This is a genomic window from Polaromonas sp. P3_B4, from assembly GCF_056402835.1.
On sequence record NZ_JBFUGQ010000003.1, the window covers coordinates 204,468 to 228,763 of the forward strand.

At 63.5% G+C, this 24,296-nt stretch carries 28 protein-coding genes; 10 read left to right on the forward strand and 18 right to left on the reverse strand.

Translation table 11 applies throughout. The annotated features are described in order from the left end of the window. Positions 1 to 77 precede the first annotated feature (77 nt). On the reverse strand, positions 78 to 647 hold the full coding sequence (locus tag AC1DVV_RS20585) for a cob(I)yrinic acid a,c-diamide adenosyltransferase (RefSeq protein WP_457281837.1): 570 nt from the start codon (positions 645 to 647) through the stop codon (positions 78 to 80). Positions 648 to 825: 178 nt separating this feature from the next. Here AC1DVV_RS20585 and AC1DVV_RS20590 point away from each other — a divergent pair, with 178 nt between their 5' ends. Together AC1DVV_RS20590 and AC1DVV_RS20595 are read left to right on the forward strand one after the other, a co-directional pair. After that, the gene (locus AC1DVV_RS20590; RefSeq protein ID WP_457281838.1) at positions 826 to 1,224 is read left to right on the forward strand and encodes an EF-hand domain-containing protein; all 399 of its coding nucleotides are present in this window, start codon (positions 826 to 828) and stop codon (positions 1,222 to 1,224) included. A 96-nt stretch (positions 1,225 to 1,320) separates the two neighbouring features. After that, on the forward strand, positions 1,321 to 2,742 hold the full coding sequence (locus tag AC1DVV_RS20595) for an FAD-binding oxidoreductase (protein WP_457281839.1): 1,422 nt from the start codon (positions 1,321 to 1,323) through the stop codon (positions 2,740 to 2,742). Between the two features lie 317 nt (positions 2,743 to 3,059). On the opposite strand, the gene AC1DVV_RS20600 is transcribed toward AC1DVV_RS20595, so the two are convergent. From AC1DVV_RS20600 to mnmG, 9 genes are all read right to left on the reverse strand, one after another. Then, on the reverse strand, positions 3,060 to 3,572 hold the full coding sequence (locus tag AC1DVV_RS20600; RefSeq protein WP_477689700.1) for a hypothetical protein: 513 nt from the start codon (positions 3,570 to 3,572) through the stop codon (positions 3,060 to 3,062). A 63-nt stretch (positions 3,573 to 3,635) separates the two neighbouring features. Next, positions 3,636 to 4,265: a hypothetical protein gene (locus AC1DVV_RS20605; protein WP_477701561.1), complete on the reverse strand. Its 630-nt coding sequence runs from the start codon at positions 4,263 to 4,265 to the stop codon at positions 3,636 to 3,638. Between the two features lie 233 nt (positions 4,266 to 4,498). Further along, entirely contained in the window at positions 4,499 to 5,437 is a 939-nt protein-coding gene (locus AC1DVV_RS20610; protein ID WP_457281842.1) for a ParB/RepB/Spo0J family partition protein, read from the reverse strand. 24 nt (positions 5,438 to 5,461) lie between these two features. Further along, positions 5,462 to 6,775: a serine hydrolase domain-containing protein gene (locus AC1DVV_RS20615; protein WP_477667018.1), complete on the reverse strand. Its 1,314-nt coding sequence runs from the start codon at positions 6,773 to 6,775 to the stop codon at positions 5,462 to 5,464. Next, positions 6,772 to 7,356, reverse strand: a complete 585-nt coding sequence (locus AC1DVV_RS20620; RefSeq protein WP_457281844.1) for an RBBP9/YdeN family alpha/beta hydrolase — start codon at positions 7,354 to 7,356, stop codon at positions 6,772 to 6,774. The genes AC1DVV_RS20615 and AC1DVV_RS20620 overlap by 4 nt, the downstream gene beginning before the upstream one ends. 97 nt (positions 7,357 to 7,453) lie before the next feature. After that, the gene (locus AC1DVV_RS20625) at positions 7,454 to 8,224 is read right to left on the reverse strand and encodes a ParA family protein (protein ID WP_457281845.1); all 771 of its coding nucleotides are present in this window, start codon (positions 8,222 to 8,224) and stop codon (positions 7,454 to 7,456) included. 115 nt (positions 8,225 to 8,339) lie between these two features. Next, positions 8,340 to 8,975: a LysE family transporter gene (locus tag AC1DVV_RS20630; protein WP_477701562.1), complete on the reverse strand. Its 636-nt coding sequence runs from the start codon at positions 8,973 to 8,975 to the stop codon at positions 8,340 to 8,342. 155 nt (positions 8,976 to 9,130) lie between these two features. Next, positions 9,131 to 9,799, reverse strand: a complete 669-nt coding sequence (rsmG, locus tag AC1DVV_RS20635; protein ID WP_457281847.1) for a 16S rRNA (guanine(527)-N(7))-methyltransferase RsmG — start codon at positions 9,797 to 9,799, stop codon at positions 9,131 to 9,133. Next, entirely contained in the window at positions 9,799 to 11,796 is a 1,998-nt protein-coding gene (mnmG, locus tag AC1DVV_RS20640) for a tRNA uridine-5-carboxymethylaminomethyl(34) synthesis enzyme MnmG (protein ID WP_457281848.1), read from the reverse strand. The genes rsmG and mnmG overlap by 1 nt, the downstream gene beginning before the upstream one ends. A gap of 339 nt (positions 11,797 to 12,135) precedes the next feature. Between mnmG and AC1DVV_RS20645 the strand changes: the two genes are divergently transcribed. Then, complete coding sequence (locus tag AC1DVV_RS20645) at positions 12,136 to 12,714, forward strand: NADPH-dependent FMN reductase (protein ID WP_477689703.1); 579 nt, start codon at positions 12,136 to 12,138, stop codon at positions 12,712 to 12,714. A 1-nt stretch (position 12,715) separates the two neighbouring features. On the opposite strand, the gene AC1DVV_RS20650 is transcribed toward AC1DVV_RS20645, so the two are convergent. Together AC1DVV_RS20650 and AC1DVV_RS20655 are read right to left on the reverse strand one after the other, a co-directional pair. After that, complete coding sequence (locus tag AC1DVV_RS20650; RefSeq protein ID WP_477667019.1) at positions 12,716 to 13,345, reverse strand: FMN-dependent NADH-azoreductase; 630 nt, start codon at positions 13,343 to 13,345, stop codon at positions 12,716 to 12,718. A 24-nt stretch (positions 13,346 to 13,369) separates the two neighbouring features. Next, a complete protein-coding gene (locus AC1DVV_RS20655) occupies positions 13,370 to 13,693 on the reverse strand; it encodes a DMT family transporter (RefSeq protein WP_457281851.1) in 324 nt (107 codons plus the stop codon). A gap of 95 nt (positions 13,694 to 13,788) precedes the next feature. Between AC1DVV_RS20655 and AC1DVV_RS20660 the strand changes: the two genes are divergently transcribed. The 3 genes from AC1DVV_RS20660 to AC1DVV_RS20670 all read left to right on the forward strand — a co-directional run bounded on the left by AC1DVV_RS20660 (position 13,789) and on the right by AC1DVV_RS20670 (position 15,680). Beyond that, positions 13,789 to 14,175, forward strand: a complete 387-nt coding sequence (locus AC1DVV_RS20660; protein WP_457281852.1) for a winged helix-turn-helix transcriptional regulator — start codon at positions 13,789 to 13,791, stop codon at positions 14,173 to 14,175. Between the two features lie 119 nt (positions 14,176 to 14,294). Further along, a complete protein-coding gene (locus AC1DVV_RS20665) occupies positions 14,295 to 15,308 on the forward strand; it encodes a Bug family tripartite tricarboxylate transporter substrate binding protein (protein ID WP_457281853.1) in 1,014 nt (337 codons plus the stop codon). A 108-nt stretch (positions 15,309 to 15,416) separates the two neighbouring features. Further along, a complete protein-coding gene (locus tag AC1DVV_RS20670; protein ID WP_457281854.1) occupies positions 15,417 to 15,680 on the forward strand; it encodes a YkgJ family cysteine cluster protein in 264 nt (87 codons plus the stop codon). Between the two features lie 7 nt (positions 15,681 to 15,687). Here the strand turns inward: AC1DVV_RS20670 and AC1DVV_RS20675 are convergent, their stop codons facing one another. Further along, positions 15,688 to 16,353, reverse strand: coding sequence for a Crp/Fnr family transcriptional regulator (locus AC1DVV_RS20675; protein WP_457282083.1), 666 nt, complete (start codon positions 16,351 to 16,353; stop codon positions 15,688 to 15,690). A gap of 173 nt (positions 16,354 to 16,526) precedes the next feature. On the opposite strand from AC1DVV_RS20675, the gene AC1DVV_RS20680 reads away from it, so the two are divergent. Together AC1DVV_RS20680 and AC1DVV_RS20685 are read left to right on the forward strand one after the other, a co-directional pair. Continuing rightward, complete coding sequence (locus tag AC1DVV_RS20680; RefSeq protein ID WP_477667020.1) at positions 16,527 to 17,297, forward strand: class II aldolase/adducin family protein; 771 nt, start codon at positions 16,527 to 16,529, stop codon at positions 17,295 to 17,297. After that, positions 17,294 to 18,181 carry a bile acid:sodium symporter family protein gene (locus tag AC1DVV_RS20685; RefSeq protein WP_477667021.1) on the forward strand — a complete coding sequence of 296 codons (888 nt, stop codon included), beginning with the start codon at positions 17,294 to 17,296 and terminating at the stop codon, positions 18,179 to 18,181. The genes AC1DVV_RS20680 and AC1DVV_RS20685 overlap by 4 nt, the downstream gene beginning before the upstream one ends. Here the strand turns inward: AC1DVV_RS20685 and AC1DVV_RS20690 are convergent. The 4 genes from AC1DVV_RS20690 to AC1DVV_RS20705 all read right to left on the reverse strand — a co-directional run bounded on the left by AC1DVV_RS20690 (position 18,178) and on the right by AC1DVV_RS20705 (position 21,294). Further along, the gene (locus AC1DVV_RS20690; protein WP_457281857.1) at positions 18,178 to 19,023 is read right to left on the reverse strand and encodes a transglutaminase-like domain-containing protein; all 846 of its coding nucleotides are present in this window, start codon (positions 19,021 to 19,023) and stop codon (positions 18,178 to 18,180) included. The genes AC1DVV_RS20685 and AC1DVV_RS20690 overlap by 4 nt on opposite strands. A gap of 89 nt (positions 19,024 to 19,112) precedes the next feature. After that, complete coding sequence (locus tag AC1DVV_RS20695; RefSeq protein WP_477667022.1) at positions 19,113 to 19,427, reverse strand: hypothetical protein; 315 nt, start codon at positions 19,425 to 19,427, stop codon at positions 19,113 to 19,115. Continuing rightward, on the reverse strand, positions 19,428 to 19,613 hold the full coding sequence (locus AC1DVV_RS20700) for a DUF1328 family protein (RefSeq protein ID WP_457281859.1): 186 nt from the start codon (positions 19,611 to 19,613) through the stop codon (positions 19,428 to 19,430). 274 nt (positions 19,614 to 19,887) lie between these two features. Beyond that, entirely contained in the window at positions 19,888 to 21,294 is a 1,407-nt protein-coding gene (locus AC1DVV_RS20705; RefSeq protein ID WP_477667023.1) for an AsmA family protein, read from the reverse strand. A 119-nt stretch (positions 21,295 to 21,413) separates the two neighbouring features. Here AC1DVV_RS20705 and gstA point away from each other — a divergent pair, with 119 nt between their 5' ends. Both gstA and AC1DVV_RS20715 read left to right on the forward strand, forming a co-directional pair. Then, positions 21,414 to 22,022 (forward strand): glutathione transferase GstA, encoded by a 609-nt coding sequence (gene gstA / locus AC1DVV_RS20710; RefSeq protein WP_457281861.1) that lies wholly within the window; start codon positions 21,414 to 21,416, stop codon positions 22,020 to 22,022. Positions 22,023 to 22,476: 454 nt separating this feature from the next. After that, positions 22,477 to 23,583, forward strand: coding sequence for an alkene reductase (locus AC1DVV_RS20715; protein ID WP_477667024.1), 1,107 nt, complete (start codon positions 22,477 to 22,479; stop codon positions 23,581 to 23,583). Between the two features lie 57 nt (positions 23,584 to 23,640). Here the strand turns inward: AC1DVV_RS20715 and thiE are convergent, their stop codons facing one another. After that, positions 23,641 to 24,285, reverse strand: a complete 645-nt coding sequence (thiE, locus tag AC1DVV_RS20720; protein ID WP_457281863.1) for a thiamine phosphate synthase — start codon at positions 24,283 to 24,285, stop codon at positions 23,641 to 23,643. Positions 24,286 to 24,296 lie beyond the last annotated feature (11 nt).

Here is a 24,296-nt window from a genome sequence, read left to right on the forward strand (position 1 = left end):
AACGGGACCTGTTTACAGACGCCGGCTGGCCGGCATGGCTGCAGTTCACGCGGAGAACACCGCGCAGGCCGTTGTTGTTATTTCGTACCGGCGGCCTGTGCCATGCGTTCGCTCTTCCAGTACACGTCGTCACCGCCGTTCATGCGGTTGAGTACGCGCGACAAAACGAAGAGCAGATCGCTCAGGCGGTTAAGGTAGTGGCGCGGCGATTCCTTGACCGGCTCGGCCGCACCCAGCGCGACCACCGATCGTTCGGCACGGCGCGCCACCGTGCGGCACACATGCGCAAGCGACGCGGCACGCGAGCCCGCCGGCAAGATAAATTCCGCCAGGCGCGGCAGCTTCGCATTGTGTTCGGCCAGCGCGTCGTCGAGCAGCGCCACGGCTTCGGGCTTGAGCAGTTCAAAGCCGGGAATGGAGAGTTCGCCGCCCAGGTTGAAGAGCTGGTGCTGCACCTCCACCAGCAATTCGCGCACGCCCGGCGGCAGCTCTTCGCACAACAACACGCCAATGTGCGAATTCAGTTCATCGACATCGCCCATGGCATGCACACGCAGGCTGTCCTTGGACACACGCGTGTTGTCGCCCAAGCCGGTGGTGCCGTTATCGCCGGTGCGCGTTGCGATCTGTGAGAGTCTGTTGGCCATGGTCTGAGACGCGGTGAAGCGCGGTGAAAGTGCATGAAGCTCCAAGCGTTACGCCGGGCAAGAAAATGTGTCGTCGTACGCCATCATGTGAGTGAGGAAACACCCTGCAAAACTGCTGGCCGCAACGGACAGGCTGGGTTGCAATGGTTGCTTGTTCACTCCTTGAAAGACTCTTCGCATGACCATGCACACGACAGCAACACAGCATACAAAACATTCTATTCCCGGCTTCGAGTTGCGCAGCGTGCTCCTGGTGGCCGCACTGGCCGTGGGTGCAGCCGGCGCCGCACGGGCGCAAACTGCAACGCCCTCGCCCGCCAGCCCCAACAGCCCTCCTGCGCAGGTGGCGCCTTCATCCCCGGGTACGGGCGGCGCAGCCGGCGCCGTGCCGCAAAACCGTGTGACCAGTAAAGACATTGAAGCGGCTTTCAACCGAGCGGACGCCAACAAGGACGGCAAGCTGGACCGCCAGGAAGCCGAGCACTTTCCCGCCGTGGCACAGCGCTTCGAGCAAATCGACACCAACCACGACACCTTTATCTCGCTGGGCGAGCTGATCAAGGCAGCAAGTTCCTGACCGGCGCCGCGCCGTCACCAAGGGGGTTTTCACCGGGTCAATGGCTGGCAGGAACGACGGACACGTCGTAAACTGTGCCACCGACCCGGAGACACCATGAACGCCCCCCTGCCCACGCACCTGCTTCCCGAAATCTGCCAGCGCGAAACCCCTGCCGCGCTGATCGACGCGCTGAAAGCCCGCTTTGCCGAGCGCTGCTCCACCGCCCTGGTGGTGCGCGAGCAGCATGGCCGCGATGAGTCCTCCTTCGCCGCGCCGCCGCCTTCGGCCGTGGTGTTTGCCGAAAGCACGCAAGACGTGGCAGATGCGGTGAAGCTGGCCGCCCGGCACAACGTACCGGTGATTCCTTTCGGCGTGGGCACATCGCTGGAAGGCCACCTGCTGGCCGTGCAGGGCGGCATCAGCATCGACGTGAGCCGCATGAACAAGGTGCTGTCCATCAATGCCGAAGACCTGACCGTTACCGTGCAGGCGGGCGTGACGCGCAAGCAGCTCAATGAAGAGGTCAAAAGCACCGGCCTCTTCTTCCCCATCGACCCGGGCGCCGATGCGACCCTGGGCGGCATGAGCGCCACGCGCGCCAGCGGCACGAATGCGGTGCGCTACGGCACCATGCGCGAGAACGCGCTGGCACTGGAGGTCGTCACCGCAGACGGCAGCGTCATCCGCACCGGCACGCGCGCCAAGAAATCATCGGCGGGCTACGACCTCACGCGCCTGATGGTGGGTAGCGAAGGCACGCTGGGCGTGATCACCGAAGTCACCGTCAGGCTGTACCCCCTGCCTGAAGCCATCTCCGCTGCGGTGTGTTCCTTTCCGAGTATCGAAGCCGCCGTGCGCACCACCATCGAAATCATCCAGCTGGGGGTTCCGATTGCGCGCGTGGAGCTGATCGACCACAACACGGTGCGCATGGTGAATGCGCACTCCAAGCTCACGCTGCGCGAAGAGCCCATGCTGCTGATGGAGTTTCACGGCTCACCTGCCAGCGTGAAAGAGCAGGCCGAGCTGGTGCAGGAGCTCGCCAGCGGCCACGGCGGCAACGCGTTTGAATGGGCCAGCACACCGGAAGAGCGCACGCGCCTGTGGACGGCACGGCACAACGCCTACTTCGCGGCCATCCAGTCGCGTCCCGGCTGCCGCGCGATTTCCACCGACACCTGCGTGCCGATTTCGCGCCTGGCCGATTGCCTGCTGGAGTCGGTGGCCGAAGTCGATGCCAGCGGCATTCCCTACTTCCTCGTCGGCCATGTCGGCGACGGCAACTTCCACTTCGGCTATTTGATCGACCCGACGATTCCCAAGGAGCGCGAAGTGGCCGAAGCGCTGAACCACAAGCTGGTCACCCGCGCGCTGGCGCTCGAAGGCACCTGCACCGGCGAGCACGGCGTGGGCCTGCACAAGATGGACTTTCTGGTAACCGAAGCCGGTGACGGCGCAGTCAACATGATGCGCACCATCAAGCGCGCGCTCGACCCGAAGAACATCATGAACCCGGGCAAGATTTTCTCGCTGTGAAGCGAGCTCTACTGCGCGTTTGCAGTGGATGTGAAAAGCCCGCTAAAAAGCGGGCTTTTGAACTGAGGCCCTCTTCACCAGCTCGTGCCGTGCGATCTATAACCACCCCCGTCCGGGCTCACTTCGTGTAGCCCGTTCCCCCTCGAGGGGGCGGCGCCTGCGGTCTGGCAAAGCCAGTCCCGCGGCCCCCGCTTGATAGTGCCCAAAGAATTCTTCAACCCAGCTTGAGCCCCGGAACCGGCTTTGCCGGGCCGGAGGGCGGGCGGCCCCCTCGGGGGGCAGCGACCCACACGCAGTGGGGGAGCGTGGGGGCTCAATTATTTCTGGATATCGCTCATCTTGCAGCCTTTGGCCAGGAACACGCCAGTGAGATGTTCCTTGCGGCCCTGCGCCTGCTGGCTCTGCAGGGCAATGGCCTGTTGCTGCGCGGTTGCGGCCTGCTGCTGGGCGACGCCACTGTTGGCGGCCTGTTGGGCCGTATTGCCTGCCAGCTGCTGCACGATGCCGCCAAACATGCCGCCCAGGCCGCCGCCGAATCCGCCAAAGCCGCCGGCGTTTTGCGCCGCCGTATTGGCCGCTGCGGTGGCCAGCGCAGTTTGCACCACCGCTCCGGCAACCTGACTACCTGCATCTGTGGGAGCCGCAGTGGCCGGTGCCGCGGTGTACTGGGCGGCGCGCGTGACCACGCTGTCCATCTGTCCGATCTCGCCATAGATCTGCTGGCACGTGAGGTCGTTGTCCGTCATCTTTACGCGCTCGATGGTTTGCGCAGATGCGGTGGCAGCCACCAGGGAAAGCGCCAGCGCGGCGGCAAGGGAGTGTTGTTTCATGACCGGTCCTGCAGTAGGTAAGGTTGATGGAGGTTGGGGGAAACGGGGGTAAAAAATTGGAGGCTACTTCTGCATTTCCGAGAGCTTGCAGCCCCTGGACAGGAACAAGCCAGTCAGGTGATCCTTGCGCGCCCTGGCCTGGGCCCCCAGACCAGCACCAGCCGCCTGAACTGGCGCCGGTACGGTGGCGGTGGCGGCAGCTGCGGCACCGGTGCGCGCCAGCAAGGAGCCCAACATCCCTGCGCCCAGCGCACCGGCCAGGCCGCTGGGCTGCGCGGGCGATGGCGCAGCGGAATTGCGCCCGTTTTGCTGGGCCGCCGCCATGTTGTTGGCGATTTGTTGCTGGTACTGGGTCGAAAGCCCCTGCTGCGTGGCCAGCGCGGCGGTCGGCGCATGCATTTGCGCCAGCGTGAGCGCGCCACCGGGCACGACGGCAACGGGCGTGGCAGTGGCCGCGGGCGCTGCGCTGACAACCGGCAGGCCCGGGCCCGCCAGGGCCATGGTGGTGTCCATCTGCTGCGCCTCGGCGTACATCTGCTGGCAGCTGAGGTCGTTGTCCGTGAGCTTGACGCGCTCAATGGTTTGCTGCGCCTTTGCGGCCTGAGGCGCCAAGGCCATCACCACCGCAAGGGTGGCGCAGGCGCCAAGGCCGGCAAACCCTTCTCGCCAGTCTGGCTTGATCCAGTCTGTCATGTCGGAGACGGTGGTGACGCCGAACCGGGCCAGGTGAGCGCTACGGAAAGAACGATTCGCCAGGTAATTCATACGCAAACACACAAATAATTACATGTAGTAACAATAAGGATGTAGGCGCCAGCCGTCACCCGCTTTCTGGAGAAAGCCTTGTAAGAGTCACAAAAGTCGTGAATTAGTTCACATTTTGACTATCGCCACCCGATTCATCGGCGAAAAATAACCCAAACAGTCTATTTATTGCCGCGCAAGCGTTCGATCAGGCCGTTGAGTTCGTCCATCGATGAGAACTGGATCGCCACCTCGCCCATGTCTTCGCGCCGGCCGTTGCGCTTGACCTGTTTTTTGATGCGCACTTCCACATTGGCCATCAGCAGGTCGGCGAGTTCTTCCTCCACGCGGCGGGTGTCGCGGGACTTTTCCTTGGTGGCTTTTTGCGGCTTCAGTGAAAACTCAGCGCTGAGTTTTTTGACCAGGCTTTCGGCCTCGCGCACCGACATTTTTTTGGCCGATATCTGGTTGGCCGCGGTGATCTGTGCCGCACGGTCCAGGCCCAGCAAGGCGCGCGCGTGACCCATGTCCAGGTCGCCCGCCATCAGCATCGTTTGCACCGGATCAGCCAAATTCAAAAGCCGCAGCAGGTTGGAAGCAGCACTGCGCGAGCGGCCGACGGCCTGCGCGGCGAGCTCGTGCGTGAGGCCGAATTCCTTGACCAGGCGCTGCAGGCCGTGGGCCTCTTCGAGCGGGTTCAGGTCTTCGCGCTGGATGTTTTCGATCAGCGACATCGCGGCGGCCGACTCGTCGGGCACGTCGCGCACCAGCACCGGCACCTCGTCCAGCCCGGCCAGCCTGGCCGCGCGAAAGCGCCGCTCGCCGGCGATGATTTCGTACTTGCCGTCGTTGGCGCCGCTGGTCAGCCGGCGAACCAGGATGGGCTGCATGATGCCCTGCACCTTGATGGACTCGGCCAGCTCATAGAGCGCGCCTTCATCCATGCGGGTGCGCGGCTGGTACTGGCCCGGGACCATATCGGACAGGCGCAGCGACGCCGGCAAGCCGGGGCTGTTGGCCGTGCTGCTGGCGTTTTCCGCGTCGGTGGCGGTCTCGCTGACCTTGGGGCCGAGCAGTGCTTCGAGCCCGCGGCCCAGGCCCTTGGGTTTTTTGGTGACCATGGTTTTTTTCTTTCTTTCAATTCGTCATTGCGAGCCGGGCGTGAGGTCCCCGCCCAGTGATTGCAGCACGCCGCGCCAAAGGGCGTCGCGCTCTTCATAAGGTTGCGCATCCTGTTTGCCGCCGGCCTGTTCCCACACCGAGGTGAGCACCATCACAATGCCGGTGGACGGCTGCACATATACCGTCTGGCCGTGGATGCCCTGCATGGCAAAAGTGCGTGCCCGCAGCGGCATGAGCCAGAACTGGTAGCCATAACCAAAGTAAGGCGTGGCCTTGCGCGGCTTGAACGCGGGCGGCTGGCGCGCCGGATCCGTGGCGTCCAGCAGGTAGTCCAGCGGCAAGACCTGCAATGCGCCGGGTTTGCCGGTGGCCTTGTCGATGGCACGGCCGTCATTGGCCAGCAACTGGCCCAGCCGCGCCCAGTCGCGCAGGGTGGCGTTGAAGGCTCCGTAGGATTGCTCCTGCCCGTCGGCGGAGACACGCCAGAAGGCATCATGTTCGGCGCCCATGGGCTTCCACAGCCACTCCGTGGTGAGCTCGGACATGTTCCTGCCGGTGGCGGCCACCACCACGCGGCCCAGCACGTCGGTCTCGGAGCCGGCGTAGACAAACTTTTCGCCGGGGGGTGAATGCCGGTCGGTGATGGACTTGAGCACATCCAGCGGCATGCCCGCACCAGGCGTCCCGAACGAGGCGCGCGACAGGCGCGCGATGTCGTCCTTGCCATCGTAACGTTCGGTAAACGTCAGCCCTGAACTCATGCGAAGCAGCTGGCGAATCGTAGTGGCGCCATAGGGGCTGCCGGCAAGGTCTCTTGCGTATTTTTCGGTGGGGTCGTCGAGCGAGGCAATCAACCCGAGCGAGAGTGCCTTGCCGACCAGCAGCGAGGTCACGCTCTTGGCCATGGAAAAAGATAAAAACCGCGCGTCGTCCTTACGGCCGTAGCGGTAGTGCTCGGCGACGATCTCGCCGTTTTTCAGGATCAGCAGGCCAGTGGCGCGCTGGCGGTCCAGGTAGTCGGCCAGCGTGTAGTTCGTGTTCTTGTAGCGGTAGCTGACCGCCGCCGGGCTGGCTGCGCGCGGCAAGGGGCTGGCCTCGGCCGGGTGCCCGACCACGCGGATCCGCACCCCGGGCACTTTGTCGAGCGCCGACCAGGAGCCAACGCGAAAAGGGTTGAGCTGCCAGTTGTTCACGTTGCCCAGCGGATAATTTTGCGATTTTCCAAGCAACTCTTCATCAGGCTCGGCATGCAGAGAGGCACTCGCCCCTGTCGCCAGCACTATCAGGGCGAGTTGCAGGTAGCGCGCGCGCGTGCGTTGGTAAAAAAATGAGGTCATAGGCCAGGGGTGATGCCGGGTGAAGGTTCAATGGCCGGCGAGGTCAGGTCCTTGAGCTGCAGCAGCCGCAGGTACGCTTCGGGCCAGCCGCCCAGGCCGCTCTCGGCATTCAGGTGCCCGCAAGGTCCGGTGTCCACAAAGGTAGAGCCCCACGCGGCCGCGAATTGCCGCGCCCGCTGGATCGCGCAGAAAGGATCGTCAATGCTGGCAAACAGCGCGCTCTCAAACGGCAGTTTGTTCAGCGGCACTGGCGACCAGCTGGGCAGCAGCTCACGCACGTCTTCGCGGTCGACGTCAGGCGGGGCCACCAGCAGCGCACCTTTGACGCGGTGAATGTTCCTGGAGTGGCTGGCCCAGGCCGCCACCAGCATGCAGCCCAGGCTGTGCGCCACCAGCACCGCAGGTTCGTCGCAGGACAACAGCACCTCTTCCAGGCGCGCCGTCCAGTCGCCGCGCAGTGGGTGCATCCAGCTGTGCTGCTCCACGCGGGTGTAGCCGTCGACCTCCTCCCACAGCGTTTGCCAATGGCCGGGGCCGCTGTTTTTCCAGCCGGGAAGAATGAGGACGTTGTCGGGTTTCATGAAAAGAAGAATCAGCTTGCTATGATTTTAATAGCTGCTTGCGCCCGTGCTTATTGGTCTGCAGGCATTTTTGCTTACAGAACAGCACTTGTGCGGTTCACATCGCCTTGATGCGCCCCACCATTTCTTCGGCAAACGTGACGAAAGCCTGCGCGCCCCTGGAGGCCGGGTCAAACACGACGCCCGGCAAGCCGTAGCTGGGCGCTTCGGCCAGGCGCACGTTGCGCGGGATCACGGTGTTGAACACCTTGTCGGCAAAGTGTTCCTTGAGCTGGTCGCTCACCTGCTGCTGCAATGTGATGCGCGGGTCGAACATCACGCGCAAGAGCCCAATGATCTGCAGGTCCTTGTTGAGGTTGGCGTGCACCTGCTTGATGGTGTTGACCAGGTCGGTCAGGCCTTCGAGCGCAAAGTATTCACACTGCATGGGCACGATCACGCCGTGCGCGCAGCACAGGCCGTTGAGCGTCAGCATGCTGAGCGACGGCGGGCAGTCGATCAGCACGAAGTCGTACTGGCTGTCGACCTCGGCCAGCGCCAGCTTGAGGCGCTTTTCGCGGCGCTCGACATCGACCAGTTCGACCTCTGCGCCGGCCAGTTCGCGATTCGCGCCCAACACGTCGTAGCCGCACTTCTCGCTGTGCACGCGTGCCTCGGCCACCGAGGCCGATTCCAGCAGCACGTCGTACACCGTCATTTCCAGCTTGCGTTTGTCGACGCCTGAACCCATGGTGGCATTGCCCTGCGGATCCAGGTCAATCATCAGCACACGCTGGCCGACTTTGGCCAGGCCTGCGGCCAGGTTCACCGTCGTTGTTGTCTTCCCTACCCCACCCTTTTGGTTGGCTATGCAGAATATTTTGGCCATCAAAGAGCCCCCACGCTTTTCACTGCGTGTAAGGCGCTGCCCCCCGAGGGGGCTAATTTTTCTAGGGGCGGCCCGTCGAAAAATTGCATTTTGTTATTCATGTGATTTTTGTTATTCATTTGGAGACCGCGAGCTTGAGGCCGAAGCCGATCAGGAAAACGCCGGCCAGCTTGTTGAGGGCCGCCGTGATTTTCGGGTTGGCGCGTATGCGCTCAGCCAGGTGGTAGGTGATCATGACCGAGGTCAGGCCATACAGGAAAGTCAGGCCCGCAATCGTGGCCGCCATCACGGCAAAAGTCTTCAGCCCCTGGTGCAGGGCCGGGTCGACAAACAGCGGGAAAAAAGCCATATAGAACACAATGGCCTTGGGGTTCAGCAAGGTGATCATCATCGCCTGCTGAAAGTAGTGGCGCGGCTTGATATTGAGCAAGGGCGCGTCACCGGGCTTGGCCATCAACATCTTGATGCCCAGCCAGGCCAGGTAAATGGCACCCGTCCACTGGACGATATGAAAAGCCGTCGGGTAGGCCGCCATGATGGCCGACACCCCCGCGACCGCCGCCCAGAGCAAAACCTGGTCGCCAGCAATCACGCCAAAGGTTGCACCCAGGCCGCCCGCGATGCCACCCTTGCTGGTCGAGGTGATCAGCGCCAGGTTGCCCGGACCGGGAATCAGCAAAAAGACAATGATGGCGACGACAAAAGCGCCGTAGTCGGCCACACCAGTAGTAGCGACGAATGAGCCCAACATGGAGGTTCTCCAGAAAGTAGAGAGAAGTGAGGCTGTGAGTTTACGACAGGGGTGTGCCGCAGAAATGCCAAACCAGCCCGATCAGGGCTGATTCAGTGTCCGCAGAGGTTTCTTTTTGTGCCCGAACAACGGGCTGAGGCGCTCGGCCCCGGTTTTCAGGCCGGGCTGGCGGCGGCTTTCGCCTGCATCCAGACAATGCAGCGCTCGGCGTCCAGCCCCGGAACTTGCAGTTGTTCCACGTGAAACACTTCAGCGCCGGCTGGCAGGGCGGCAATTTCGTCGGCCGGGTGTTTGCCCTTCATGGCCATCCACACACCTTGCGGTGCCAGCGCGTCGGTCGACCAGTTGGTGAAATCGACCAAGGACGCAAAGGCCCGGGAGCAAATCACGTCAAAAGGGGCGGTGATGGTTTCGACCCGGGCGTGCAGGCCGGAGAGGTTGGGTAGCTTCAAAGCCAGCGCCGCTTGCTTGATAAACGCGGCTTTTTTGGCCACCGTATCCACGCAAGTCACCGCTACATTGGAGCAGCAAATCGCAATAACGACACCCGGAAGGCCGGCGCCGGAACCCACATCCAGCAAGCGAGCACCCTGCTCCAGCCCGGCTTTTTTCAGTTGCCGGCGCAGCGGAAGCACCGCCGCCAGGCTGTCCAGCAAATGGTGGGTCAGCATTTCAGCCGGGTCGCGCACGGCGGTCAGGTTGTACACCTTGGTCCATTTGCCGATCAGGTCCTGGTAATCCAGCAACTGGCCGACTTGTGCATCGCTCAAGTCCAGCTGCAGCGCCTTGAGGCCGGCGCGCAAATCCTGTTCACCGCCCCGCATCAGGCTTGGGCTTTTTCGGTGGAAGCCCCGGCCGCCTGGAGCGGCGTCGTGTTTTTCCAGAGGTTTTTCTTCAGGTGCACCAGTAGCAGGGAAATGGTGGCGGGCGTGATGCCGGAAATCCGGGAGGCCAAACCCAGGGTTTCGGGCCGGTGTTTGGCCAGGGTCTGGCGCGCCTCAAAGCTCAGGGCGGGCACCTGCAGGTAATCCAGATCCGTCGGGAGTTTCAGGTTTTCGTAGTGCGCGGCCCGCTCGACCTCGGTCTTTTGCAGGTCGATATAGCCGGCGTACTTGGCCGTGATCTCGATCTGCTCGATCACGCTTTTGGCCATGTCGTCGCTGGCCGCTGCTTCGGCGGCCAGTTCGGGGTTGGCGTACTTGCCCTCCTCCAGTGACATCAGTCCGGCGTAGTTCACATCCGGGCGGCGCAGCAAGTCGAGCAGGTTGTACTCCCGCTCGATGGACTTGCCCAGAACCCGCTCAGCTTCGGCCACCGGCAGGTTGTTGGGGTTGACCCAGATTGCCCGAAGCCGGGCTGTTTCACGTGAAACAGTGTCGCGCTTGCGGTTGAAAGCATCCCAGCGGACGTCGTCTACCAGACCCAGTTCCCGGCCCTTTTCGGTCAGCCGCATGTCGGCGTTGTCCTCGCGCAGCATCAGGCGGAACTCGGCCCGGCTGGTGAACATGCGGTAAGGCTCGGTCACACCCTTGGTGATCAGGTCGTCGACCAGTACGCCCAGGTAGGCTTCGTCACGCCGCGGCAACCAGGCTTCTTTCTCCTGGCATTGCAGTGCGGCGTTGATACCGGCGAACATGCCCTGGGCCGCCGCCTCTTCATAACCGGTGGTGCCATTGATCTGGCCGGCAAAAAACAGCCCGCCAATGGCGCGCGTTTCAAAGCTGGATTTCAGCGCCCGCGGGTCAAAGTAGTCGTACTCGATGGCGTAGCCGGGTCGCAGGATATGGGCGTTTTCCATCCCCGCCATGGAACGGACCAGGTCGTACTGGATGTCAAAAGGCAGGCTGGTCGAAATACCGTTGGGGTAGATCTCGTGCGTGGTCAGGCCTTCCGGCTCCAGGAAAATCTGGTGGCTGTCCTTGTCGGCGAAGCGGTTGATCTTGTCTTCCACACTCGGGCAATAGCGCGGGCCGACGCCGTCGATCTTGCCGGTGAACATGGGGCTGCGGTCAAAACCGGAGCGGATGATCTCGTGCGTGCGCTCGTTGGTATGGGTGATCCAGCACGGCATTTGCCGCGGATGGGCAATGCCGCCACCCATAAAGCTGAACACCGGCACCGGCCCTTCAGTGCCGCCCGGCATGCCGTCACCGGGTTGTTCGGTGCATTTGCTGAAGTCGATGGTACGGCCGTCGATGCGCGGGGGTGTGCCGGTTTTGAGCCGGCCTTGCGGCAGCTTGAGTTCCTTGAGCCGGGCCGAAAGCGATACCGCCGGCGGGTCGCCCGCCCTGCCCGCCGAATAGTTATTGAGCCCAACATGGATCTTGCCGTCCAGGAAAGTGCCGGCCGTCAGCACCACGGTGCGCGAACGAAAGCGAATGCCGACCTGCGTCACCGCCCCGACAACCCGGTCGCCCTCGACCATCAGGTCGTCGACCGCCTGCTGGAAGAGCCACAGGTTGGGCTGGTTCTCAAGCTTGCGGCGAATCGCCGCCTTGTACAGAATGCGGTCGGCTTGCGCGCGGGTGGCCCGCACGGCCGGGCCCTTGGAGCTGTTCAGGATGCGGAACTGGATGCCGCCTTCGTCGGTGGCCAGTGCCATCGCGCCGCCCATGGCGTCCACCTCCTTGACCAGGTGGCCCTTGCCGATCCCGCCGATGGACGGGTTGCAGCTCATCTGGCCCAGGGTCTCGATGTTGTGGGTCAGCAGCAAAGTCTTGCAGCCCATGCGTGCGGAAGCCAGCGCGGCCTCGGTGCCGGCATGGCCGCCACCGACCACGATCACGTCAAATTCTTGCGGGTAAACATAAGGCGAGTGCATCACGCCTCCTTCGGGTAAAGCGGCTTTCAGGCTGGGGCGCCTGCATGCCATGGAGCGGTCCGGTGTCGATGGTGGCCAGGCCTGCCGCAGCCGCACGGCACGCCATGCGGTGCCCTGGCCCATCGGTCCCCACAGGACGAAGGCGTGATTTTATCAGGCGAGGCCTGATTTGTGCGGCCCGCCGGAGGGCATGGCCTTGCTTGGCCTCAGGGTTTAGCTATCAAATTAATAGCTGCCCGCGCTTTCCCTGCTTGGGCTGCAGACCCAAAAGACTTCTAAAAGACGATTGTGTGCGGCAGAGGGCCCAAAGCCTGCACCCTAACGGCCACAATAGCGGGCATGAAACTACTCGTCTTTGCTGGCAGCATCCGCCAAAACTCCTTCAACCGCAAACTCGCCCAGGTGACCGCCACACTGGCGCGCGCCAGCGGCGCCGAAGTCACCCACATCGAGCTGGCCGACTTCGACATCCCCATGTACAACGCCGACCTGGAGGCGCAGGGCACGCCGCCCGACGTGATGAAACTCAAGCAGCTCATGTTTGAACACCCGGCGTGGATCATCTGCTCGCCCGAGTACAACGGCAGCTACACCGCGCTGCTCAAGAACACCATCGACTGGGTCTCCAGCCCCGTCAAGAGCGACCCGGCCTGGCACGAAGGCTTCAAGTCTTTCACTGGCAAAGTCGTGGGCGTTCTCAGCGCCTCGCCCGGTGCGCTGGGCGGCCTGCGTTCGCAAAGCCATCTGGTGCCGTTGCTGCTCAACGCGCAGTGCTGGGTCGCGCCCAAGGCTTTTGCCCTGGGCCGCGCCGGCACCGCTTTTGACGCGGACGGCAAGCTGCTCGATGATGCGCACCTCAAAAATGTGCAGGCGGTGATCGACCAGGTGCTGTTTGCCAGCGCCCGGCTGGCGACATAACTTAACGGGTTGAGGCCAAGGTGCGGGCGCGTTCCATCGCACCGGCCCTGGTCGCCGCCAGTTCTTCGGGCGGCACCAGCGTCGGTGCGGCGCTGATTTCCGCCGTCACCGCAATGTCCAGGAAACGCAGCCAGCGCCGCATGTATGGTTTCTGGAAATCGGATTCATCTTCCTCGGGCCGCAGCAGATACGCGCCTGCGCTTGAATACACCAGCGTCGCACTCTTGCCTGGCAGCAGCGCCTTATAACCGGCCTCTCTTGACCAGCTCCAGTTCTGCCCCGGCAAGGTCACTACATCGATGAAATGCTTGAGCCGATAGGGAATGCCGAAATTCCACATCGGCAGGCTGAAGAGATACCGGTCCGCCGCATTGAAGCGCTGCGACACCTCCACTGCCCGCGCCCACAGCGCCTGCTGCGGCGCTGTCGCATTCTGCGCGCGCAACACGGCAAACTTGGCTGCGATCATGTCGGCGTCAAAAGGCGGCAGGTCGATGTCCCACACGTTGATCGTGTCCACGGTGACGTCTGGATGCGCCTGGCGATAGACGTCCAGCCAGGCGGTGGCGACGGAAGTTGAAGTGGATGCCGCCTGCATCGGCGAGGCTTCGATATAAACCAGATGGGTCATGCGTTTCTCCGTGCGATGGGTTGATCAAACAGTGCCATCCAGCAAGCGCAGGCCCACCATGCCGGCCACGACCAACGCCACGCAGGTCAGGCGCAGTGCCGAGGCGCTTTCGCCCATCCAGAGAATGCCAATCAGCGTCACGCCGACCGAGCCGATGCCCGTCCAGATCGCGTAGGCCGTACCCACCGGCAAGGTCTTGACGGCATGCGTCAAAAAGAAAATGCTGGCGCCGGCCGCGGCCACCCCCAGCACGCTGGGCCACAGGCGCGTCCAGCCTTCGGAAGATTTCAGGAACAAAGCCATTGCGATTTCGACAATGCTTGCAGCGAGTAAATAGAGCCAGGCCATCAGGGGACTTCTTTCAGGAACAGGGTTAATCGGTTGAAGAGCCACCAGCTTAGGTTTACGATTACCCATAGGCAAGTACGCACCTTCTGGTAACCATGACAATTCCCGGCGACCCACCCACCGACGCTTCAAATGTGTTTAGCCAGGCCTGCCCGTCGCGGCAAGCGCTGGAGCTGGTGGCCAGCAAGTGGGCTTTGCTGGTGATCCCGGCGCTGGCTGACGGCCCGGTGCGCAACAACGAACTGATGCGCCGCATCGAAGGCATCTCGCAAAAGATGCTGACGCAGACACTCAAGGAGCTGGTGCGCAATGGCCTGGTGCTGCGCTTTGACCGCCAGACCGTGCCGCCCCATGTGGAATACCAGCTCAGCGCGCTGGGCCAGTCGCTCAGCGAAACATTGATCCCGCTGGACAACTGGGCCGAGCGCAACCACCAGAACCTGAAGGCCGCGCGCGAACGTTTCGACGCATCCTTCATCTAGCGCATGGGGGTTAGCCTCATTAGCGGAATCACGTAGCGCCGCACCTCATGTTCGGTCCTATATTGGACCGACACGCCGGCGATGAAAACGGCGGCGACCACAACATGGAGACACATCAGATGAAACACCTCAACACGCGCCGCGGCGCATTGCAGTTTGGCCTCAAGGCCGGCAGCGCCGCAGCCGCTGTCTCGGCCTTCCCCGGCCTTCTTCTCGGCAGCGCGCACGCGCAAAGCACCTGGCCCAGCAAACCCATACGCCTGCTCGTACCCTTCGCGCCCGGCGGCAGCTCGGAAATCGTTGCGCGCTCAGCGGCCAACGAACTCACCAAGAGCCTGGGCCAAACCGTGTTTGTGGAAAACAAGCCCGGCGCCAGCGGCAACATCGCCATGCAGGAGTGCGCAGCCTCCACCGACGGCCACACCATCATCCTGGGCCACATCGGGACCATGGCGGTCAACCCCTTCATCTTCGACAAGCTGCCCTTCGACACCAACAAGGACTTCAAGCCCATCTCGCTGCTGGCCAAGGTGCCCAGCCTGTATGTCGTCAATTCCAGCGTGCCTGCGAACAACCTGAAAGAATTCATCGCGCTGGCCAAGGCCAAGCCCGGCCAGCTCAACTACGGCTCGGCCGGCAACGGCAGTGCCGGCCATCTGGCGTTTGAATATTTGAAGATGGCCACCGGCATTTTTGTGCTGCACGTGCCCTACCGCGGCACCGGCCCGCAGCTGACCGACCTGCTGGCCGGGCGGCTCGAAGCGGCGAGCGTAGGTGCGCCAGCCATATTGGCGCACATCAAGTCAGGCAAGCTGCGCTGCATTGCCACCGGCACCAAGGAGCGCCTGCCCCAGCTGCCCGACGTGCCTACCGTGGCGGAAAGCGGCTACCCCGGTTTTGAAATGACGCAGTGGTATGGCCTCAATGCGCCGGCCAACATGCCGCAGGCCAACATCGACCGCATCGCCGAAGCCTGCAACAAGGCCATGCGCAATCCGCAGGCCACCGAACGCCTGCGCGGCGACACCGCCCAGCCGATCGGCGACACCCCGGCGCAGTACGGCGCTTTCATCAAGACCGAGCAGGTGCGCTGGAAGGAAGTGGCGGCACGGGCAAAAATCAAACCCGACTGATTTTTGCCCCACAAACGGCCCCACAGGCCTTTTTTGAGCATCAAATACGGCTCCAGCCCAATAGAAATCTGCGCGAGCAGCTATATTTTTCATAGCAAACCACCAGCCATGAACTGCCGTCCCGGCTGCGGCGCCTGCTGCATCGCGCCCTCCATCAGCTCCGCCATACCCGGCATGCCGCACGGCAAGCCGGCCGGCGTGCGCTGCGCGCAGCTGGACGATGCCAACCGCTGCCTGATTTTCGGCCAGCCCGAACGGCCTGCGGTGTGCGGGCAGCTCATGGCGTCTGCCGAGATGTGTGGCGCCGACGCGGGAAGCGCGATGGTCTGGCTGACCCGGCTGGAAAACGACACGCGGCCCGGCCGGCATTGAACCCGCCCTAGCGCGATACGTTGCCCAACGCCTCCAGCCGCGCAGGCGAAACAATTTCAATGCAGCGGTAACCGAGCGCGATGGCGCCACGCTGCACCATCACCTTGAGTTCCACCGACAGCGTCTGCCGCGAGATGCCCAGCATCATGGCCAGCGCCTCCTGCGAAACCCGCACCACCGGCCGCGCCTTCAATGCCATCGTGGCATCGCCGCGCGCCAGCAACAGCAGGCGGCGCGCCACCCGGGCGCGCGTCGAACGCAGCGCGGCGTCTTCCACCATGCCGTAGAGCGAGCGCACGCGCGCGGCCAGCAAGCCAGCAATGGCCCGCGCAAACGGCGCACCCTGCATCAGCAGGGTAAAAGCGGCCTGCGGCACCACCAGCACCTCCACCGCCGACAAGGCCGTGGCATCGTGCGTGCGCGGCTCGCCGTCCATCAGCGAGATCTCGCCGATCCAGTTGCCCGCCTCCAGCACCACCAGAATCGCCTCGCGCCCATCCTCCCGCAGCGAGGAGATCTTCAGCAGGCCGCCGAGCAGGCCATAAAAGCCGCCGGGTGCATCCCCCTGGCGAAACAGCATTTCGCCGGGCCGCAGGCGCAGCACCTCGGACGACGCCAGCAGCGCCTGACGGTCCGCCGCCGGCAGCGCACCGAACCACGGGTTGGCCGACATGCGGGCAAGCAAGGATGGCGGTGAGAGCGGTGAAAGGGGCGAAGGTGTCTTCGGAACGACAGGCATGCGGTCAATTGTCAAATTTTTGACAGTTCCCCGTCAAGCACCCACGTATCGTGGGCAGTTCATGCCGCAGAGCACCTTTATTCATACACACCACGGAGACAACCCTCATGCACATCCCCTCCCTCAAGGAAGTCGTCAGCGCCGAAGAATGGCAACTGCGCTGCGACCTCGCCGCCTGTTATCGCCTCGTCGCGCTCTACGGCTGGAGCGACCTCGTCTTCACCCACATCAGCGCCAAGCTGCCTGAGACCATTTCCGGCGCCGGCAATCACCATTTCCTGATCAACCCCTACGGCCTGATGTTCGACGAGATCACGGCCTCCAGCCTGGTCAAGGTCGACGGCCAGTGCAACAAGATCATTGATACGCCCTTCCCGGTAAACCCGGCCGGTTTTGTGATCCACAGTGCGGTCCACGACGCGCGCGCCGACGCCGGCTGCGTGCTGCACACCCACACGCGTGCCGGCGTGGCCGTGAGCGCGCAAAAGTGCGGCGTGCTGCCCATCAGCCAGCAGTCCACCTTCGTGCTGGCGTCCCTCGCGTACCACGCGTACGAAGGCGTGGCCTTCCGCGACGATGAAAAGCCGCGCCTACAGGCCGACCTGGGGCAAGCCAACTTCCTGATGCTGCGCAACCACGGCCTGCTGGTAGTGGGCAAAACGATTGCCGACGCTTTCCTGAGCATGTACACCTTCGAGAACACCTGCCGCATCCAGCTCGACGCCCAGGCCGGCGGCGAACTCACCGAAGTCAACCCGCTCATCGTCAAGGGTGTGGCCGAGGCCATGCGCGTGCAGACCGGCGGCCTGGGTGGTGCTTTTGTCTGGCCCTCGCTGATTCGCAAGCTCGACAAGCTCGACGAAAGCTACAAGTCATGAGCGGCGGCTCACCTGTCGTCGCGCAGCTGCTGATCGCGGCACTCGCGCTGGTCATGCTCGGCCTGGGCATGACCCTGAAGGTCGAGGACTTCACCCGCCTGCTCAAATACCCCAAGGCCGTGGCGGTGGCACTGGTGCTGCAGGTCATCGTGCTGCCCGTTGCCTGCTACGCGATCATCGTCCTGCTGAATGTGCCGCCGCTCTTTGCGGTGGGGCTGATGCTGCTGGCCGCTTCGCCCGGTGGTATCTCGGCCAACCTGTTCAGCCACCTCTTCGGCGGCAACGTGGCCATGAACATCTCGCTGACCGCCATCAACACGCTGCTGTCCATCGTCACCATGCCGATCATTGCCAACTGGGCCATCAACACCTTCGCCAAAACAGGCCAGGTGGTGCCGCTGCAGTTTGGCAAGGTGGTGGAGGTGATCGTCATCGTGCTGGTGCCGGTGGCCATCGGCATGTGGCTGCGCACGCGCAAACCCGCCTGGGCCGCGCGTAGCGAAAACCCGACCAAGGTCTTCAGCATCATCGTGCTGGCCGTGGTGGCCGTAGGCGCAGTCGTCAAGGAGTGGCAGGCGCTTGCCAGCACCTTTGCGGCCGTCGGCCCGGCGGTATTGGCTTTCAACCTCGTGAGCCTGCTGGCCGGTTACTACGTCTCGCGGGCCACGGGGCTGGACAAGCCCATCTCAACCGCCATCAGCTATGAGATCGGCATTCACAACGCAACGCTGGCCATTTTCATCGCGCTGGCCGTGCTGAACAACTTCCAGCTGGCCCTGCCGGCGGCGATTTACTCCTTCAGCATGTACATCACGGCCACGCTGTTCGGGCTGCTGGTGCTGAAGCGCCGCAACGCGCCAGCCATAGCGGCGCCCGCTGGCTAGACCGTGACCACGGTCAGCGCGGGGGAATGCACGCCGGTCGAAACGCCGGGCAGGATGTCTCCCTCGGTGATCGAGAGTTCCTTGCGCAGCATCTGCACACCGCCAAAAATGGTGGCAAAAGCCACGTCCTTGGCGTCGCGGCCTGTGCCCACGCGCACCAGGCGGTCGATAGGCGCCATGCGTGTCGGGTCGAAGATCACCCATCGCCCCTCCAGCCAGGCTTCAAACACGGCATGGAAATCTTCCGGCGGCTCGTCAAAATGCACATACCCCACCACCAGCCGCGCGGGAATGTTCAAGGCCCGGCACAGCGTGATGCCCAGGTGTGCAAAGTCGCGGCAGACACCGGCGCGCTGCACAAACACCTCCTGCGCGGTCGTCGTGGAATTGCTGAAACCCGGCAGGTAGCCAATCGAGTCGTGAATCCAGGCCTCGATGGCACGCACCCTGCCAATACCCGGCGGCAAGTGGCCAAACAGCTGCTGCGCGGCCCGGCTCATGACGTCGGATTCGCAATAGCGGCTGGGCATCAGGTAGCGCAGCACTTCATCCGGCACCGCCGTCACGGGGGTTTCGTCCAGGTGCAGGGGCACCGGGGCCGGGTGCAGCTCCACGCGCGCATGGTAGTTCACCGAAAGCACGCCCTTGGGAGCGTCCAGGCGGATAAAGCGGTTGCCGCTGCGCTCATCCGAAAAGTTCCGCACCTTCATGCTGGGCGTGATGGTCAGCCGCTCTTCCACAACATGATGGCCTTCGTGAAAAGCCGCCTCGATGTGAAACAGGAAATGGGCAGGATGAGTGACCTCGTATTCCAGCAGCAGGTCAATAAGGGTGGTGTGCATAAGCCTGAACCGGTGAAAAGAAACCTTGTGGATGCGTGACGTGCAGTAGCGGCACGGTTTGCAGGAATGTGCGTCAGGCGGCCGCGCAGTCAGAGACGTGTGCGGTGGCTGACTTCCCGGTTCTCGGCCGGTGCAAACCAGTTTTTGCAGGTCACAAACACAATGCGGGCCGCGCGCTCCAGCACATCGGCAGACGGTGCAGCCGGCCGGCGCGCACGCAAGCGGTTGATCAGTAAAAACTCGGCAATGCTGGCCTGGAAACCCAGCGGCCGTTTGGGCGCCACACCGGCAGGCGACGCAGGCAAGCGCGCAGCCTCATTGCCCGGCTGTCGCCACGGGTGGAACAGCCGCTGCCGGAACCGCGCGGCCATGGTGCTGGCCGGCATGTCGGTGCTCGCAGCCATCTACTTCAGCGCTTTCTTTGCAGCGCCTACACCCAGCGCAGCCAGCACGATGAAGATAACCGCGAGGATCAGGAACAGGCCGAACAGGATTTTGGCAATGCCTGCTGCGCCCGCTGCCACACCACCGAAACCGAGGGCAGCGGCAACCAATGAAATCAGCGCAAAAATAATCGCGTACTTGAGCATGATGGCCTCCAGAAAGTGGCCTCTTGCGCGAATGCGCAGGATGAGGCGTTACGGCGTTACGCACGTCATGGGCATCAAAGTGTGAAGTCAAGGTGAGTCAACGCAGCCCATGACCCATAAGCCCATGCTAAAAGCAGGCGACGATTTTCCGAATCAGCAGCGCCCGCATGGCCCTGTAGGACAAGGACGCAGCGGCTCAGCACAATTTCAGGATCGCTATGCCTTTAGGAGCAGTCAAGCGCCTGTTGACGCGCCCAACCGGAGAGTGCCGGGCCTACTTGCCAAAGATGCCCCGCAGGCTTTTACCGACCTTTTCGCCCACACCAGCGCCGGCCCCGGTGCCCACGCCAGGCAGCAGCACGGTGCCGATGGCGGCCCCCAGCAGCGCCGCGCGTGACAGCGTGACTTCCGGGTTGTCCAGCGTGCCGCCCACCACCAGCGGCACCCCCACGGCGCCACCAATGGCACTGCCGATCTTGCTGTCGCCGGCCAGGGTCACACTGACCTGCCCGCTCAGGGCTTTCGCGGATGAGACCGCCACATTGCCGGTGGCGCTCAATGCCCCGGAGCTCGCCACCAGGTTGGTCAATTGCGCCGACCGCCCCAGGGTGCTGACCTGCCCGGCCAAGGTATCCAGCCGGGTCTGGCCACCACGGCTCAGCCCCACCGTCTTGACCGCCTTGGCCAGGTCCAGCCCGTTCACCACTGCATCGCGCACCGTGAAGGTGGTGTGGCTCTGCAGCGCATCCACCAGCGCAGCCGTGGTGGCGGCGCGCGCATTGAGCGTGGTCGTGGCGTCAAGCTGGCCGGTCAGGGCCTTGGCGGGCGCCGTCAGTGCGGACACCTCGACACCGCTGGTTTTCAGCTGGCCCTGCAGCACCAGTTCTTCCGCCGAACGCGCCACCGGCGGCGCCTTGGCGCCCGGCTTGGCGGCGGCCGTTGCTGCTGCGGCCGCCACAAAACCGCGCTGCAGGCCCAGGCGGCCTTCCAGCTTGCCGCCGCCCACCTTCACAAGCAAGTCCCACTGTGCGGCACCGCCGGCCTCGCCGGCTTGCGCTTCCACGCGTTGCAGCGTTGCCTCCAGACCCTGGAGGTTGCCTTCTGTCAATTTGATCGAAGCGTTCTCCGGCAGGCCATCGGCGCCCAGGCTGGCCTCGCCCTTGACCGTGGTGCGTGCGCCGGTGGTGTTCACCCAGGTAACCTCGTCCAGCACCGTGCGGCGCGGCAACCAGTCAAGCCGGTTCATTTCCGGGCCCGTGTTGGCTGCAGACGCCGGTGCGCCCGGTTTGACAGGCACCGCCTGCTTCTTCTTTTGCAGCAGCAGGAGCAGCGCGTCAATGCCCTGCTGCGGCAACACCGCCCGGCGCACCCGCAGGGTGGCCACTTCCAGGCGCCCCTGCAACAGCGGGCGCCATTCGGGCCGCACTTCCACGCGCTCCAGCGTCAGCGGCGGCTTGCTTTGCACGGAAATACCGCTCAGCGCCACAGCGGGCAAAGGCCAGATGTCCACCGCCACCCGGTCCAGGGTCAGGGGAACGCCCAGCGCGGCCGACGCCTCCCGCTCAACGCGCTGGCGGAAGTCGTCCGTGCTGACCCAGCGGTGCAAGGTGTAGGCCACCACGGCCAGAAGCACCATCAAGCCGAGGGCCAGGAACACCAGCCATTTGAAAAGTTTTGCCATGCGGCTATTGTGGCGCGCCCGGCCAGCAATAATCCGCTGTTCCGGCTAGCATGAGGGGCTGTGCGACATTCCCGCCACACTCCCACCGCACTCCGCTACCCCACAAAGGACAAGACACCATGAAACTTTACTACTCCCCCGGCGCCTGCTCCCTGTCACCCCACATCACGCTGCACGAGTCGGGCCTGAAGTTCGAGCATGTGCTGGCGCCCACCAAAACCCACCAGCTGGAAGACGGCACCGACTACTACACCATCAACCCGCTGGGTTATGTCCCGCTGCTGGAGCTGGACGACGGCACACGCATCGCCGAAGGCCCGGCCATCGTGCAGTACATCGCCGACCAGGTGCCGGAGAAGAAACTCGCACCCGCCAACGGCACGCTGGAGCGCTACAAGCTGCAGTCCTGGCTGACTTTTGTCGGCACCGAACTGCACAAGGGCTTCAGCCCGCTGTTCAATGCCGCCACACCGGCCGACTACAAGACCATCGTCATCGACAAGCTGCTGTCGCGCCTCAAGTGGGTGGACAGCCAGCTCGCCGGCAAGCAGTACCTGATGGGCGATGCCTTCAGCGTGGCCGACCCTTACCTCTTTACCGTGACCAACTGGGCGCCGCGGGTCGGGGTGGATATTTCGGGGTTTGCGAACATTGCTGCGTTTCGGGAGCGTGTTGCGGCTCGGCCAGCTGTGCAGGCGGCCATGAAGCACGAGGGTCTGCTTAAATAAGTTAAGTGGCATGCCGGACGCTGATGTTGATTTGCGGTCCGGGGCCGGGGGTTGCCCGGCGGCAACTCACTTTTCTTTTGCTTCGCCAAAAGCAAAGTAAGCAAAAGAAAAGGCGACCCTGCTGTCTGCGTCCCTGCGCTTCGCTACGGGCAACCTGCGGTGCTCGGTCCAGCCGGGGTCAAAAACAACTCGCCTGCGGCTCAAACAAGTTTTTGCCCTGATCCGTCTGGCCCTCCGCTCCTCGGCGCATACAGAAGGGGGTGGGGAAGGAATACCGAACAGCCAAGCAGCCGAAGACAAACTCGAATGCACAAAGACCAAGGACACGCCATGGCGTGTCCTTATGGGTCGGTCAATAGCATGAAACGAGCAACCCGTGTTGGGCGGGCCAATCCAAACAGGGCCAAACTGGCCCTGTTTTCATTTCCGCAGCTTTTGACCTTCAGGACCAACCATGCCCACCCTATTCGACTCCAACAAAGCCGGTGACCTGGCCCTTGCCAACCGCATCGTGATGGCGCCGCTCACGCGCAACCGCTCACCCAACGCCATCCCGACCGACATCGCGCAGATTTATTACGGCCAGCGTGCCAGCGCCGGGCTGCTGATCACCGAGGCCACCGCCGTCAGCCATCAGGGCCAGGGCTATGCCGACGTCCCAGGGTTGTACGGCAGCGAGCAGCTCGACGCCTGGAAGGAAGTGACCCGTGCTGTACATGCCAAGGGCGGCAAGATCGTCGTGCAACTCTGGCATGTCGGCCGGGTTTCACACACCAAACTCCAACCTGACGGTGGCAAGCCGGTCGCGCCTTCGGCCATCACCGCCAAGACCAAGACCGTGCTGATCGAGGACGGCGTGCCGACCTTTGTTGAAACCTCTGAACCGCGCGCGCTCACGGCAGCTGAAATCCCTGGCATCGTGCACACCTTTGCGGCAGCGGCGCGTAACGCCGTCGAGACGGCCGGTTTTGACGGCGTCGAAATCCACGGCGCCAACGGCTACCTGCTCGACCAGTTCCTCAAAGACGGCAGCAACAAGCGCACCGACGACTACGGCGGCAGCATCGAAAACCGCGCCCGCCTGCTGCTGGAAATCACCCGGGCCGTGACGGATGCCGTGGGCGGCGGCCGCACCGGCATTCGCCTGTCACCCGTCACGCCCGCCAACGATGTGCACGACACCGACCCACAGCCCTTGTTTGACTACGTGGTCAAGCAGCTTGCCACACTCAATCTCGCCTACATCCACATCATCGAAGGCGCCACCGGCGGCCCGCGCGAAATCGACGACCGTCCGTTCGACTACAAGGCACTCAAGGCCGCCTACCGTCAGGCCGGCGGCAAGGGCGCATGGATGGTCAACAACGGCTACGACCAGGTGCTGGCTGAAAAAGCGGTCGCCAACGGCGCCGACCTGGTCGCCTTCGGCAAGCCCTATATCGCCAACCCGGACCTGGTGGAGCGGCTGCGCGCTGGCGCGCCGCTCAACACGCCGGACAAGGCCACCTTCTACGGCGGCCGCGAAAAGGGCTACACAGACTACCCGACGCTATCAAATTAATAGCTGCTTGCGCCCGTTCAGATTGCCTGAGCGGGCCTTTTCATCCATGAACCCGATCTAGGCCCGGTTCGGTGCCGCCAGGCGCAGGCCGTGCAGCGCGGCTTCCTGCGGGTCGACTGCCAGCGTCACGGCGCTCACCACAGCCACGCCGCCCACGCCACACGCCATCACGCCGGCGATGCGGTCCAGCGAGATGCCGCCTATCGCCACCACCGGGTAGGGCGACGCCCGCAAGGCCCAGTCGCGCAGCTGCTCCAGCCCCACCGGCTCATAAGGCATGACCTTGAGCGTCGTCGGGTAAACAGGGCCAATGGCCAGGTAAGACGGCTGCACCGCATGCGCGCGCGCAAGTTCAGCCGGCGTGTGGGTGCTCAGGCCCAGCCGCACACCGCCCTTGCGCAGCGCATCCAGGTTGGCCGTGTCCAGGTCTTCCTGGCCCAGGTGCACCCCATACGCGCCGAAATCCAGCGCCAGCTTCCAGTGGTCGTTGATAAAAACCTGCGCGCCCTTGATGCCGCGCCCTGCTTCAATCGCCGCCTGTACTTCGGCGGAAATCTCCGCAGACGTGTGGTCCGCCGCCTTGATGCGCAGCTGGATCGTGCGCACGCCCCAGCCCAGCAGGCGTTTGACCCAGGCTGCGTCGGGCACCACGGGGTAAAAACCAATTGGGCCGGTCAATGGGGCAAAGGCGGGGGTTTTCATCGGAAGTCCAG

Bases quoted from the DNA above. Each gene is read 5' to 3' on its own strand.
- AC1DVV_RS20675 (WP_457282083.1), bottom strand. From the start codon at position 16,353: ATGTCGGCCAACCCGTGGTTCGGTGCGCTGCCGGCGGCGGACCGTCAG.
- AC1DVV_RS20665 (WP_457281853.1), top strand. From the start codon at position 14,295: ATGAAACACCTCAACACGCGCCGCGGCGCATTGCAGTTTGGCCTCAAG.
- AC1DVV_RS20605 (WP_477701561.1), bottom strand. From the start codon at position 4,265: ATGACAGACTGGATCAAGCCAGACTGGCGAGAAGGGTTTGCCGGCCTT.
- AC1DVV_RS20715 (WP_477667024.1), top strand. From the start codon at position 22,477: ATGCCCACCCTATTCGACTCCAACAAAGCCGGTGACCTGGCCCTTGCC.
- AC1DVV_RS20660 (WP_457281852.1), top strand. From the start codon at position 13,789: ATGACAATTCCCGGCGACCCACCCACCGACGCTTCAAATGTGTTTAGC.
- AC1DVV_RS20685 (WP_477667021.1), top strand. From the start codon at position 17,294: ATGAGCGGCGGCTCACCTGTCGTCGCGCAGCTGCTGATCGCGGCACTC.
- AC1DVV_RS20590 (WP_457281838.1), top strand. From the start codon at position 826: ATGACCATGCACACGACAGCAACACAGCATACAAAACATTCTATTCCC.
- gstA (WP_457281861.1), top strand. From the start codon at position 21,414: ATGAAACTTTACTACTCCCCCGGCGCCTGCTCCCTGTCACCCCACATC.
- AC1DVV_RS20690 (WP_457281857.1), bottom strand. From the start codon at position 19,023: ATGCACACCACCCTTATTGACCTGCTGCTGGAATACGAGGTCACTCAT.
- AC1DVV_RS20650 (WP_477667019.1), bottom strand. From the start codon at position 13,345: ATGACCCATCTGGTTTATATCGAAGCCTCGCCGATGCAGGCGGCATCC.
- thiE (WP_457281863.1), bottom strand. From the start codon at position 24,285: ATGAAAACCCCCGCCTTTGCCCCATTGACCGGCCCAATTGGTTTTTAC.
- AC1DVV_RS20705 (WP_477667023.1), bottom strand. From the start codon at position 21,294: ATGGCAAAACTTTTCAAATGGCTGGTGTTCCTGGCCCTCGGCTTGATG.
- AC1DVV_RS20585 (WP_457281837.1), bottom strand. From the start codon at position 647: ATGGCCAACAGACTCTCACAGATCGCAACGCGCACCGGCGATAACGGC.
- rsmG (WP_457281847.1), bottom strand. From the start codon at position 9,799: ATGCGGGGCGGTGAACAGGATTTGCGCGCCGGCCTCAAGGCGCTGCAG.
- AC1DVV_RS20610 (WP_457281842.1), bottom strand. From the start codon at position 5,437: ATGGTCACCAAAAAACCCAAGGGCCTGGGCCGCGGGCTCGAAGCACTG.
- AC1DVV_RS20615 (WP_477667018.1), bottom strand. From the start codon at position 6,775: ATGACCTCATTTTTTTACCAACGCACGCGCGCGCGCTACCTGCAACTC.
- AC1DVV_RS20600 (WP_477689700.1), bottom strand. From the start codon at position 3,572: ATGAAACAACACTCCCTTGCCGCCGCGCTGGCGCTTTCCCTGGTGGCT.
- AC1DVV_RS20620 (WP_457281844.1), bottom strand. From the start codon at position 7,356: ATGAAACCCGACAACGTCCTCATTCTTCCCGGCTGGAAAAACAGCGGC.
- AC1DVV_RS20655 (WP_457281851.1), bottom strand. From the start codon at position 13,693: ATGGCCTGGCTCTATTTACTCGCTGCAAGCATTGTCGAAATCGCAATG.
- AC1DVV_RS20700 (WP_457281859.1), bottom strand. From the start codon at position 19,613: ATGCTCAAGTACGCGATTATTTTTGCGCTGATTTCATTGGTTGCCGCT.
- AC1DVV_RS20595 (WP_457281839.1), top strand. From the start codon at position 1,321: ATGAACGCCCCCCTGCCCACGCACCTGCTTCCCGAAATCTGCCAGCGC.
- AC1DVV_RS20645 (WP_477689703.1), top strand. From the start codon at position 12,136: ATGAAACTACTCGTCTTTGCTGGCAGCATCCGCCAAAACTCCTTCAAC.
- AC1DVV_RS20695 (WP_477667022.1), bottom strand. From the start codon at position 19,427: ATGGCTGCGAGCACCGACATGCCGGCCAGCACCATGGCCGCGCGGTTC.
- AC1DVV_RS20680 (WP_477667020.1), top strand. From the start codon at position 16,527: ATGCACATCCCCTCCCTCAAGGAAGTCGTCAGCGCCGAAGAATGGCAA.
- AC1DVV_RS20670 (WP_457281854.1), top strand. From the start codon at position 15,417: ATGAACTGCCGTCCCGGCTGCGGCGCCTGCTGCATCGCGCCCTCCATC.
- mnmG (WP_457281848.1), bottom strand. From the start codon at position 11,796: ATGCACTCGCCTTATGTTTACCCGCAAGAATTTGACGTGATCGTGGTC.
- AC1DVV_RS20630 (WP_477701562.1), bottom strand. From the start codon at position 8,975: ATGTTGGGCTCATTCGTCGCTACTACTGGTGTGGCCGACTACGGCGCT.
- AC1DVV_RS20625 (WP_457281845.1), bottom strand. From the start codon at position 8,224: ATGGCCAAAATATTCTGCATAGCCAACCAAAAGGGTGGGGTAGGGAAG.